The organism is Lentzea sp. NPDC042327 (assembly GCF_040647275.1).
In the GTDB taxonomy this organism is placed as follows: Bacteria; Actinomycetota; Actinomycetes; order Mycobacteriales; family Pseudonocardiaceae; genus Lentzea.
In genome coordinates this window covers 1-11,434 of record NZ_JBEZBX010000010.1, presented here as the reverse complement: position 1 = coordinate 11,434, position 11,434 = coordinate 1, and the positions used below count along the sequence as shown (strand labels likewise).

The 11,434-nt window shown below is 69.6% G+C and carries 11 protein-coding genes; all 11 read right to left on the bottom strand.

What is annotated here, in order from left to right; genetic code table 11:
- Nucleotides 1-216: 216 nt before the first annotated feature.
- From AB0A63_RS25085 to AB0A63_RS25035, 11 genes are read right to left on the bottom strand one after another with little or no spacing between them, the layout of a single operon-like run.
- Entirely contained in the window at nucleotides 217-1,122 is a 906-nt protein-coding gene (locus AB0A63_RS25085) for a hypothetical protein (RefSeq protein WP_360395699.1), read from the bottom strand.
- A 47-nt stretch (nucleotides 1,123-1,169) separates the two neighbouring features.
- Nucleotides 1,170-1,670, bottom strand: coding sequence for a hypothetical protein (locus AB0A63_RS25080; protein ID WP_360395697.1), 501 nt, complete (start codon nucleotides 1,668-1,670; stop codon nucleotides 1,170-1,172).
- A complete protein-coding gene (locus tag AB0A63_RS25075) occupies nucleotides 1,670-2,896 on the bottom strand; it encodes an MCE family protein (RefSeq protein WP_360395695.1) in 1,227 nt (408 codons plus the stop codon). Before AB0A63_RS25075 ends, AB0A63_RS25080 begins: the two co-directional genes overlap by 1 nt.
- Entirely contained in the window at nucleotides 2,893-4,035 is a 1,143-nt protein-coding gene (locus AB0A63_RS25070) for an MCE family protein (protein WP_360395693.1), read from the bottom strand. The genes AB0A63_RS25075 and AB0A63_RS25070 overlap by 4 nt, the downstream gene beginning before the upstream one ends.
- Nucleotides 4,032-5,198 (bottom strand): MCE family protein, encoded by a 1,167-nt coding sequence (locus tag AB0A63_RS25065; protein WP_360395691.1) that lies wholly within the window; start codon nucleotides 5,196-5,198, stop codon nucleotides 4,032-4,034. The genes AB0A63_RS25070 and AB0A63_RS25065 overlap by 4 nt, the downstream gene beginning before the upstream one ends.
- The gene (locus tag AB0A63_RS25060) at nucleotides 5,195-6,205 is read right to left on the bottom strand and encodes an MCE family protein (RefSeq protein WP_360395689.1); all 1,011 of its coding nucleotides are present in this window, start codon (nucleotides 6,203-6,205) and stop codon (nucleotides 5,195-5,197) included. The genes AB0A63_RS25065 and AB0A63_RS25060 overlap by 4 nt, the downstream gene beginning before the upstream one ends.
- Complete coding sequence (locus tag AB0A63_RS25055) at nucleotides 6,193-7,224, bottom strand: MCE family protein (protein WP_360395687.1); 1,032 nt, start codon at nucleotides 7,222-7,224, stop codon at nucleotides 6,193-6,195. Before AB0A63_RS25055 ends, AB0A63_RS25060 begins: the two co-directional genes overlap by 13 nt.
- A complete protein-coding gene (locus AB0A63_RS25050; protein ID WP_360395685.1) occupies nucleotides 7,221-8,537 on the bottom strand; it encodes an MCE family protein in 1,317 nt (438 codons plus the stop codon). Before AB0A63_RS25050 ends, AB0A63_RS25055 begins: the two co-directional genes overlap by 4 nt.
- Nucleotides 8,534-9,343, bottom strand: coding sequence for an ABC transporter permease (locus AB0A63_RS25045; protein WP_360395683.1), 810 nt, complete (start codon nucleotides 9,341-9,343; stop codon nucleotides 8,534-8,536). Before AB0A63_RS25045 ends, AB0A63_RS25050 begins: the two co-directional genes overlap by 4 nt.
- Entirely contained in the window at nucleotides 9,343-10,125 is a 783-nt protein-coding gene (locus tag AB0A63_RS25040; RefSeq protein ID WP_360395681.1) for an ABC transporter permease, read from the bottom strand. The genes AB0A63_RS25045 and AB0A63_RS25040 overlap by 1 nt, the downstream gene beginning before the upstream one ends.
- Nucleotides 10,122-11,189, bottom strand: coding sequence for an ABC transporter ATP-binding protein (locus AB0A63_RS25035; RefSeq protein WP_360395680.1), 1,068 nt, complete (start codon nucleotides 11,187-11,189; stop codon nucleotides 10,122-10,124). The genes AB0A63_RS25040 and AB0A63_RS25035 overlap by 4 nt, the downstream gene beginning before the upstream one ends.
- Nucleotides 11,190-11,434: the final 245 nt, after the last annotated feature.

Sequence of the window (11,434 nt, the reverse complement as noted above, 5' to 3'; positions counted from 1 at the left end):
GCCTTGGACGAGGTTGTTGATCTTACTCGACCCCGCCGAAGCGTTTGGCACCGACCATCCACCGGGTATGTGGCTCCCGGCGAAGGGCAGCGAGGCAGCCCGAACCGAACGTCCGCACCCCCTCGGCAAGTGCACGCGGGGAGCTTTCGTACTCCAGGACCGCACGCGGGGTCCCCGCGTACCCCCAGGAGGGCACGCGGGGGGCCCGCGTGCCGGTCAGCAGGACTGGAGTTGGCGGTCCTGGTCGGCGGTCGCGCCGAACATCCTCAGGTTGTCGACCTTCCAGCGGCCGCCGTCCTCCACGGCGCCGACCTGGAGCATGGCGGTGCCGCCGCCGGTCTGGTTGTCGGTGGTGCGGGTGGTGACCTGGTCGGCGAAGACCAAGACGGTGGCGCGGCCGTCGCGCAGGGACGACACGGCGGAGGAGACGACGCGGACGCTGACCACGAGCTTCTGCTGCGGGGCGATCTCGCGGACCGGGCCGAAGACCGCGTTGTACTGGCAGAGCGCCTTGCCGGTCAGGAGCTCCTTCGCGGCTTTCTCGGTGGCGGTGACGTCGGCGAAGTTGTACGAGAACGACTTCTCCACGGCCTCGCGGACCTGGCCGTTCACCGAGGACGTGGTGGCGGAGTCGACCAGCGCCGAGTCGTAGCCACCCGACCTGGACTTGACCAGGAAGAACGTGCCGAGGCCCGCGAACAGCAGCGCGACCACGACCAGCGCGACCGGCAGCACCCAGCCCCCGGACGCTGACCTCGTACCGGCGACCTCGACCGGGAGCCCCTCCGGCTCGGCCTCCGCAGGCTCTGACTTCGCGGGCTTCGGAGCGGCCGACGGCGTCCAGTCCACCGCCTCGGGCGCCTTGAGCCCGGACTCCTCCGGCTCGACGGTCTCGGCGGACTGCCCGGCATCCGGAGCCTCGACGACCTCACCCGCACCGGCCGCCTCGGCCCGCTCGACGGCCTCAGTCGCCTCGGCCCGCTTCGCAGCGGCGGTCTCCGGCGTCACCACCTCGGTCGCCTCACCGGCCTCGGGCGCGGCGGCACGGCGGTTCAGACCGGCCACGCGCGGGCGGCCACCGGCGGGCGGCGTGGGGATGGGGCGGCGGCGGGGTGGGGGCACGTGCTCTCGTCCAATCAACTCTGGCCGAAGCCGGGACCGGGACCGGGTCAGACGCCCGCCCGCAGCGGGCCCAGCTGGCTCAGCTTCCAGCCGTCGTCCGTGCGGGTGAGCTTGGTCAGGTACCGGTTGATCTTGGTGACCTGCTGGCCGCCGTCGGGCGTCACGGTGCTCTCGACCACGGCGATCATCTCGGCGGTGCCCGCGCGGTCGTCCAGCTCGGACACGGCGGCGTCGAGGACCTTTGACGTCGTCACGGACTTCGCGTCGACCAGCTGCTTCTTGCGCGCGTCCTTGTCCTTGTCGATCTCCGCGCGCAGCTCGCCGGTCGACGAGCTCAGCCAGCGCTGCAGGTCCTCGTCGACCTTGCGGTAGTCGAGCGTCAGGAAGTTCGTGATGCCGACCTCACCCGCGCGCCGGGCCTCGTCGCGCGCGGAGGCGAACGACGACTCGGAGGAATGGGCCGCCGCGTACCAGGTCACGCCCGCGTACGCGGCGAAGCCGAAGGTCAGGACCGCGAGGACGGCGGCGACGGTGGTGAAGGTCCGCACTACTTCTTCCCCTCTGGCAGGCCCAGCAGCTGGCCCAGCGACGTCAGCAACGGCACCTCGGGCACGGTGGTCTGCGACCCGGTGGTGGGCTCCTGGCCGGGCTGGGTCACCGCGGTGCCCACCGGTGTCCCGCCGTACGGAGCATTCTGCGACCCGCGCACCGAGGTGGCACTTCCGGGCGCGAGCGCGCAGTAGGCCTGCGTGTTCAGCGGCACGGGCGCGGTGTCGGCACCGGTGCGGATGCGCGTGCCCTCGTACCCGACCGTGCACGGCATCGGGTCGAACACGTTCAGCGCCAGCCCGAAGTGCGCCGACCCGTCGCCCGGCGCCACGGTGAAGCCACCGCCCACGGCGATCGGGTAGGTGACGGCGATCTGCTCCAGGCCGTCGCGCCGCGTCACCAGGATGTTCGAGGTGGTCAGCAGGTTCGCGAACACCACGCCCAGGTTCGGCCCGCTCTCCCTGAGCAGCGCCGACACCTGCTCGGACGCCGGCGGCACCGCGACGATGAGCCGCCGCAGGTCGCCGTCGGAGGCCTTCAGCTGCTCGGCGAGCAACCGCAGGTCACCGCTGAACGACCGGATGGCGCCGCCGGACGCGGCCTGCGTGGCCAGCACGATCCGCCCGTCCTGCAGCAGCCGCGTGGTCTGCGGCAGGTGCTCGCGCGCCGCTGCCGTGAACGCCGCGGTGTTGTCGATCAGCACCTGGAGGTCGCCGCCCGTGCCGTTGAAGGCCGTGTGCAGCTCGTCGACCACGATCTTCAGCGAGTCCGTCGGCACCGAGGTGGCGAACGCGTCGAGGTTCGTCAGCAGCCCGTCCACCGGCGGCGGTGTCTTCGTCGCCGACCGCGGGATCACCGACCCGGCCTCCAGGAACGGGCCGCCGTCGGTCTTCGGCCGCAGGTCCACGTACTGCTCGCCGACCGCCGACCGGTTGGCGACGACGGCCTCGGCCGACGCCGGCACCCGCGGTGCGTCGGCGTCGAGCTCCAGGTCGGCCTCGACGCCGTCGGCGGTCAGCCGCAGCTGCCCGACCCGGCCGATCGTGACACCGCGGTAGGTGACCTCGGCGTTGGAGAAGATGCCGCCGGAGTCGGCGAGCTGCATCGTCACGACGGTCGACGACGAGCGGAAGAGCCCGACGTAGTTCGCGCTGACGTAGGAGATGCCCAGCAACGCCACCAGGACGAACGCCACGACCTTGAGCTTCGTGCCCCGCGTGATCACTTGCGCCCCCCTCCCAGCAGACCGCCGAGGATGTCGCCGAGGCCCGACCCGGTGCCCTGGCCGATGCCGGGCAGCGGGAGGTTCGGCAGCGGCAGCGGAGTGCCCTGGCTCGGCGGCAGAACGCCTTCGAGCGGGGTCTGCCGCGACCGGCCCAGGTTGTCGAGGACGTTGCCCAGGTTGAGGTCCAGGTCGATGAACGCGTTGGTGTAGTCGCCCTTGATGCCGTCGACCGCCGCGTCCGGGAACGGGTAGGTCAGCAGCAGCTCGAACGCGTTCGGCAGGTTCTGCCCCGACTCGGCGAGCTTCGTCAGCGTCGGCTGCAACGCCTTGAGGTCGGCCACGATGTCGTCGCGGCTGCGGTTGACCGTGTCCACGGCGACGTCGGACAGCCTGGTCAGCGACTGCAACAACGTCACCAGCTGCGTGCGCTGCTCGGCCAGCACCTTCAGGCCGGGTTCCAGGTCGGTCAGCGCCACGGTGATCCGGTCCCGCTGCTGCGCGAGGGTGGCGGCGAGCCGGTTCATCGAGTCGAGCGCGCGGACGATCTCCGCCTTGTGCTCGTCCAGCTGCCCGACGAACGTGTCGAGGTTGCCGAGCAGCGACCTGATCTCCTGCTCGTTGCCCTCGAACGTCGCGTTGAGCTCCTTGGTGATGTTCTGCAGCTGCGCGACACCGCCACCGTTGAGCAGTAACGACAACGCGCCGAAGACCTCTTCGACCTCGGGGTTGCGGTTGGTCTTCTCGATCGGGATGGTCGCGTTGTCCGCGAGTTTGCCGCTCGCGTCCTTCGGCTTGCCCAGCTCGATGAACTTCTCACCGAGCAACGCCGACTGGCGCAGGTTCGCGTACGCGTTGGCCGGGAGCTGCACGTCGCCGTTGACGAGCAGCGTGACCTCGGCGGTCCAGCCGCCGGGAGCGAGGTCGATCCGCTCCACCCGGCCGACCGGCACGTCGTTGACCTTCACGCCCGCCTGGGGCACCAGGTCGAGCACGTCCTTGAAGTGCGCCTTCACCCGGTACGGGTGGTCGCCCACGTCCGCGCCACCGGGCAGCGGCATGTTGTAGACGCCGTCGAAGCCACCGGAACCGCAGCCGGAGACCAGCAACACCGCCGCGAGACCCACGACGAGCTTCTTCACCGGGGCACCCCCGCGAGCGGCAGGGGCAGCGGCAGCTTGCCCGCGTTGAGGTCGCCGAGCACCTCTGCGGGCGACTTCAACGGGATCGCACCGCTCAGCAGCGGCTCCAGCTGCTTGCACGTGTTCGCGAGCACCGGCGGCACGTTGTTCGGCGTCGCCTGCTGCACCAGCTTGCAGATCAGCACGATCGGCGGCTGGTTGAGCTCGTTGATGTTCGCGCGGGTGTCGAGCGTGCCGGACGCCGCGTTGTAGGAGTTCTGCAGGTTGCCCAGCGCCAGCGGTGCCACGTCCAGCGTCTCGGCCAGTGCCGCCCGCTGGTTCACGAGCACCTGCGTGATCGACGCCAGCTTGTCCACGTTGGACTTCAGCCCGGCGCGGTTGTCCTTGACGAACCCCTGCACCTGCCCCAGCGCGGTCGCCAGCTCGCTCAGCGCGGCACCGAGGTCGCCGCGTTCGTCGGCGAGCAGCTTCGCCACGTCAGCCAGCTGCTTGTTGAGGTCCCGCACCTGGCTGTCGTTCGCGGCCAGCATCGCCGTGAACTTCTGCAGGTTGTCGACGGTCGCGAAGAGGTCCTCCTTCGACCCCGACAGCGTGCGGGTGGCCTGGCCGAGGTTCTTCAGCGTGTCGTTGAGCGCCTGGCCGTTGCCCTCCAGGTTCTTCGCCGCGGAGTTCAGCAGGTCCGCGAGCGCGCCGTCGGCGTTCGCGCCGTTGGGGCCCAGCGCGGTCGTGAGCTTGTCCAGCGACGAGTACAGCTCGTCGAGCTCGACCGGTGTCGCGGTGCGCTCGCGCGGGATCACGGCGTCGTCGGCCATCGCCGGCCCGCCGGTGTAGGCGGGCGAGAGCTGCACGTACCGGTCGCTGACCACGCTCGGCGAGACCACGACGGCCTGCGCGTTCGCCGGTACCCGCACGTCGCGGTCGACGGTGAACACCACCTTCACCGTCTTGCCCTCCGGCGTGACCTCGTCGATCGTGCCGACCTTCACGCCCAGCACCCGCACGTCACCGCCGGGGTAGACGCCGACGGCCGCCGCGAAGTGCGCGGTGACCTTGCGCCCGTTCATGCCGTTGAACACCCACCAGAGCGCGGCGGTCAGCACGAGCGCGAGCACGCACGCGATCGCGATGAACCGGCCGGCCCTGCTGTGCACCACAGTCGTCATCGCGCCACCCCCGGAGGCAGGCAGCCTTCCTCGTTGAACCCGACGACGCCGAGGTTCACCGAGGGCGGCAGCAGACCGCAGATGTAGGTGTCGAACCAGCGCCCGTTGCCCAGGGTGTTCGCGAACACCCGGTAGAACGGGGCCAGCAGCGCCAGGCTGCGGTCCAGGTTGTCCTGGTTGCGCTGCAGGATCGTGGTGACCCGGTCGAGCTGCTGCAGCGCCGGCCGCAGCTGGTCCTGGTTGTCCGCGACCAGCCCGGAGAGCTGCCTGGCCAGGTCGCGCGTGCCGCCGAGCACCGCGCTGATGGCCTCCCGCCGCTTGCGCAGCTCGCCCAGCAGCAGGTTGCCGTCGGCGATCAGCTTCTCGAACTCGGCGTTGCGGTCGGCCAGCGTCCCGGTCAGCTGCCGGGTGTTGTCGAGCAGCTTCGCGAGCTGCTCGTCGCGCGAGGAGATCGTCTTCGACAGCGCGGACAGGCCGTCCAGCGCGCCGCGGACGTGCTCGGGCGAGTTCTTGAACGTCTCGGACAGCACGGTGAAGCTGTCCGCGAGCTGCTTGGTGTCGATCTGGCCGACCGTCGTCGCGAGCCCGTTGAACGCCTCGTTCACGTCGTACGGCGCGAGCGTGCGTTCCTTCGGGATCGGGTCACCGGGCGAGAGCGGCTGCGAGCCCTGCGGGTCGAGCGCCAGGAACTTCTGGCCCAGCAACGTCTTGATGCGGATCATCGCGGTCGACCGGTCGCCCACCCAGGCGTCCTTGACCTTGAACGTCACCCGCACCCGGTCGCCGTTCAGCCCGACCTTGGTGACCTTGCCGACCTTCACGCCGGCGACGCGGACCTCGTTGCCCGGCACCAGGCCCGCGGCCTCGCTGAAGTCCGCCGCGTAGCTCGTGCCGCCGCCCACGATCGGCAGGTCGTCGGAGTAGAACGCGGCGAGCAGCAGCAGTGCGATCAACGTCAGGCTGATCGCGCCGGTGGCGATGGGGTTGCGCTGTTTCATCGGCGGCACCTCTGCTGTGTCACCGGCAACGCCGTGATGGGGACGGGGTTGGTGATGACCGGCGGCACGGCGATCTGGCCGCTGGCCTCGCACAGGTAGAAGTTGAACCACGAGCCGTAGGTCGCGGTCCTGGTGATCGTCTCCAGCTTGTTCGGCAGCCGCTGGAGCACGCCCTCGACGAGCACCTCGTTGTCCCCCAGCGTCTTCGAGACGATGCCGAGCTGAGCGATGTCGTTGCGCAACGGTTCACGGCCCTGTTCCAGCAGGCCGGCGGTCGCGTTGGTGAGGTCGCCGAGCGCGGTGATGGCCTCGCCGATCGGCTGGCGGTCCTGCGCGAGCCCGGAGACGAGCTGCTGCAACGTGACGACGAGGTTGTTCAGGTCGTCGCCGCGCGAGTTCACGGTGTCCAGCGCGACGTTGAGGTTGTCGACGACCTGGCCGATGACCTTGTCCTTGCCGGCGAGCGTGCTGGTCAGCGACGCCGTGTGCCGCAGCAGGCTGTCGATCGTGCCGCCCTCTCCCTGCAGCACCTGGACGATCTCGAACGACAGCTTGTTCACGTCGTCCGGCGACAGGGCCTGGAAGAGCGGCTTGAAGCCGTTGAACAACACCGTGAGGTCGAGCGCTGACCTGGTGCGCTCCAGCGGGATCGTGCCGCCCTCGGGCAGCACCGCGCTGGTGTCGCCGGTGCCGGCCTCCAGCGCGATGTACCGCTGGCCCACCAGGTTGCGGTACTTGATGGTCGCGGTCACCGCGTCGGGCAGCCGGCGGTCGCCGTCGATCGAGAACTCGACCTCGGCGGTCTTGCGGTCGACGACCCTGATCTCGTCGACCTGCCCGACGCGGACGCCGGCGATGCGGATGTCGTCGCCCTCGTTCAGGGCGGTGACGTCGGTGAACCGCGCCTTGTACCCGGTGGCGCCGGCCAGGTTGACGTTCGCGATGGTGATCGCCAGCAGGGTCGTGGCGAGGATCGTGACCACGGCGAACGTGATCAGCTTCAGCAGCGGGGCGAGCACACCCTTCACTCGACCGTCACCTCCGTTCCGCGCACCAGCGGTCCGAGCAGCAGGCTCGACCAGCCCGGCACGTCCTGCGGGTCCACGCCCATCCGCGGGCCGAACAGCGCCGCGATCATCCGGGCCTCCTCCGGCGAGTTCGCGAGGTTCACCGCGGTGGCCGACGACGGCGAGGTCGCGTTCCCGGCGGTCGCGGGCGGCAGGATCCCGTCGTTGGCGACGCGGGCGGGCGGCGGCGAGCTGGAGCCGTCCTTCACCGGACCCTCCGGCGGGTACTGCGGGAACGGGTCCGGCCGCGGGACCAGGTCGTAGCAGCGTGGCCCGCGCTTGTCCCGGTACTCGGGGTCGTCGATGCCGGGCTTGTACTTGCCGCGGGTGTTCGTGATCTCCAGCGTGATGTGCAGGCCGGGCTCGTTGGTGCCCACACCGAACGCCTTCTCGATGACCGGCTTGAACTCGCTGAGGCCCTTGAGCAGGCACGGGTACTCGGGCGCGTACTTGGCCAGCAGCTCCAGCGTCGGGCGGCTGGTGTCCGCGAGCTGGATGATGTTGTTCTTGTTGACCGCGAGGAAGCCCGTGAGGTCCTGCGAGGTCGTGGTGAGCGAGCCGTACAGCGCGAGCAGGTTGTCCCGCTGGTCGACCACGGTCTTGGTCGTCGTGGTCATGTCGTTGAGCGCCTGGAGCAGGTCGGGAGCGGCGTCGGAGTAGACGTTCGCGACGTCGGCGAGCCTGGAGATGTTCTCCTTGAGCGCCGGCAGCTGCGGGTTGAGCTCACCGAGGTAGGCGTCGAGCGACACCAGCGTCTCGCCGAGCGGCTTGCCGCGGCCGTCGAGCGCCTGCGACAACGCCGTGAGCGTCGTGGCGAGCTTCTCCGGCTGGATCGCCTGCAGCACCGGCATCAGGTTGTTCAGCACGCGCTCGACCTCGATGGCGCTGCTGGTGCGGTCCTGCTCGATGACCGCGCCCTCCCTGATGGCGGCGCCCTTGCGCTGCGGCAGCACGAGGTTCACGTACCGCTCGCCGAACAACGTCTTGGGCAGCAGGCGCGCGGAGACGTTGCCGGGGATCTGCTCGACCTTGTCCGGCAGCAGCGCGAGCTCCAGCTCGGCGCCGTCGCCGGTGGTGCGGATGGCCTTGACCGAGCCGACGATCAGCCCGCGCACCTTGACGTCGCTCGCGGTCAGCAGCTGGTTGCCGATGTGGTCGGTCTTGAGCGTCACCTTCACGTAGTCGCTGAAGGCGTCCTTGTAGAGCGCCACCGTGAGCGACAGGAACATGGCGATCGCGAGGAGGAACGCGATGCCCAGCACGCGCTTCTTCATCCGGCGATCCTCACCGTCGTCGTGGCGCCCCAGATCGCGAGGCTCAGGAAGAAGTCGAGCAGCGCGGTCGTGACGATGGCGGTGCGCACCGCCCGTCCGACGGCCACACCGACCCCCGCCGGCCCGCCGGAGGCGCGGTAGCCGTAGTAGCAGTGGGTCATGATGATCACGACCGCGAAGACCAGCACCTTGCCGAACGACCAGAGCACGTCGACCGGTGGCAGGAACAGGTTGAAGTAGTGGTCGTACGTGCCCGCCGACTGCCCGTAGAACTCCACGGTGATCGTCCTGGCCGCCAGGTAGCTGGTGAGCAGGCCGATCACGTACAGCGGGATGATCGCGACGAACCCGGCGATGATCCGCGTGGTGACCAGGAACGGCAGGCTCGGGATGCCCATGACCTCCAGCGCGTCGATCTCCTCGGAGATCCGCATGGCGCCGAGCTGCGCGGTGAACCCACTTCCGACCGTCGCGCTCAACGCCAGCCCGGCGACGAGCGGCGCGATCTCACGCGTGTTGAAGTAGGCGGACACGAACCCGGCGAACGCGCTCGTGCCGATCTGGTTGAGGGCCGTGAACCCCTGCAGACCGACGACGGTGCCGGTGAACACGGACAACCCGACCATCACGCCGATCGTGCCGCCGATGACCGCGAGCGCACCGGACCCGAAGCTCACCTCGGCCAGCAGCCGCAGCGTCTCCTTCGAGTACCGCTTCAGCGCGCGGGGCGTCCACGCCAGCGCCTTGAGGTAGAACGACAGCTGGTCGCCGAACCCGTCCAGGGTGGACAGCACCTTGTTCGCCATCAGCTCCCCTTCGCGGGCACGACCTGCAGGTAGATCGTGGTGAGGACGAAGTTGACGAAGAACAGCAGCAGGAACGTGATGACCACGGCCTGGTTGACCGCGTCGCCCACGCCCTTCGGGCCACCCGCGGGGTTGAGCCCCCGGTAGGCGGCCACGATGCCCGCGATGAACCCGAAGATCAGCGCCTTGAGCTCGCTGATCCACAGGTCCGGCAGCTGCGCCAGCGCGCTGAAGCTCGCGAGGTAGGCACCGGGCGTGCCGTCCTGCATGATCACGTTGAAGAAGTAGCCGCCGAGCACGCCGACGACGCTGACCATGCCGTTGAGCAGCACGGACACCAGCATCGCCGCCAGCACCCTGGGCACGACCAGCCGGTGGATCGGCGACACCCCGAGCACTTCCATGGCGTCGATCTCCTCGCGGATCGTGCGGGACCCGAGGTCCGCGCAGATCGCACTGCCGCCGGCACCGGCGATGAGCAGCGCCGTCACGATCGGGCTGGCCTGCTGGATGATCGCGAGCACGCTGGCGGCACCGGTGAACGACTGCGCGCCGATCTGCCTGGTCAGGCTGCCCAGCTGCAACGCGATGACCGCGCCGAACGGGATGCTGACCAGTGCCGTCGGCAGCACCGTGACGCTGACGATGAACCAGCTCTGCTGGATGAACTCCCGCAGCTGGAACGGCCGCCGGAACGACGTGCGCACCACGTCGATGCCGAGCTGGCACAGCTTCCCGGTCTCCCGCAGCGCGCCCGCGCCGGGAAAGGTCTGGGTGCTCACAGCACACCACCAGTCCGCGGCCACGGGCTCGGCGTGGGAGCCGCGACCGGCGTCCCGACGTGCACCCCGTACCGCACCTGCTCCTCGGTGGTGAGGCTGGCGATGATGCCCTGCTGCGCCTCGTGCGGCAGCCGGTGGATGATCGACATGACCCGGTCCTTGCGCCGGCGCACCGCGTCCCGGTGCGGCAACCCCGGCGTCGGTTCCAGCTGCGGCACGACCCCGCGCATGTCCTCGTCCGGCGACCCGTCCGAGTGCCCGGCGTCCGCGTGCGCCTGCTCGGCGGCCATGGTCGCCTGGTCCTTCTCCTCGGACATGCCGATCGGCCCGAGCCGCCGCCCGTTGAGGAACTGCTCGACCACCGGCTCGTCGCTCGTGAGCAGGACCTCCCGCGGCCCGAACATGACGAGCTCCCGCCGGAACAGCATGCCGAGGTTGTCCGGCACGGTCCGCGCGATGTTGATGTTGTGCGTGACGATGAGGATCGTCGCGTCGATCTGCGCGTTGAGGTCGATCAGCAGCTGGCTCAGGTACGCCGTGCGCACCGGGTCGAGCCCGGAGTCCGGCTCGTCGCACAGGATGATCTCGGGGTCGAGCACCAGCGCGCGGGCCAGACCGGCCCGCTTGCGCATGCCGCCGGAGATCTCACCGGGGAGCTTCTTCTCCGCACCGACGAGACCGACCATCTCCATCTTCTCGAGGACGATCCTGCGGACCTCGGCCTCGCTCTTGCGGGTGTGCTCCCGCAGCGGGAAGGCGATGTTGTCGTACAGGTTCATCGACCCGAACAGCGCACCGTCCTGGAACAGCACGCCGAACATCTTCCGGATCTCGTAGAGCTTGTGCTCGGAGCACCGCACGAGGTCCGTGCCGTTGATGACGATCTTGCCCTGCTCCGGCTTGAGCAGTCCCACCAGCGACTTCAGGAACACGCTCTTGCCGGTGCCCGACGGCCCGAGCATCACGCTGACCTCACCCGGCGGCAACGTGAGCGTGACGTCCTGCCAGATGGTCTGCTTGCCGAAGGACTTGGTCAGACCCTCGACGACCACCTCGACGCCCATCCGCACCTCCGCACAGCCCGACGACGCCGACGGGACCGGCGTCACACCTGGGCAACGAGTTCGTTCGCGGGAGGTTACTCACCAGTTGGGTTAATGGCGGTTGCGTTCGGATAACAGCACTGAGCGTGACCTCGTGAAACGGTCACCCAACCCCAACTTCCGCATACCGGAAGTCACGCGGGGGCCCCGCGTTTCCCTGTGCCGGTGGGTGGATCACCACCGGGCTGGCCGGGTCGGCCTGGTCA

Bases quoted from the DNA above. Each gene is read 5' to 3' on its own strand.
- AB0A63_RS25050 (WP_360395685.1), bottom strand. From the start codon at position 8,537: ATGAAGAAGCGCGTGCTGGGCATCGCGTTCCTCCTCGCGATCGCCATG.
- AB0A63_RS25035 (WP_360395680.1), bottom strand. From the start codon at position 11,189: ATGGGCGTCGAGGTGGTCGTCGAGGGTCTGACCAAGTCCTTCGGCAAG.
- AB0A63_RS25065 (WP_360395691.1), bottom strand. From the start codon at position 5,198: ATGACGACTGTGGTGCACAGCAGGGCCGGCCGGTTCATCGCGATCGCG.
- AB0A63_RS25045 (WP_360395683.1), bottom strand. From the start codon at position 9,343: ATGGCGAACAAGGTGCTGTCCACCCTGGACGGGTTCGGCGACCAGCTG.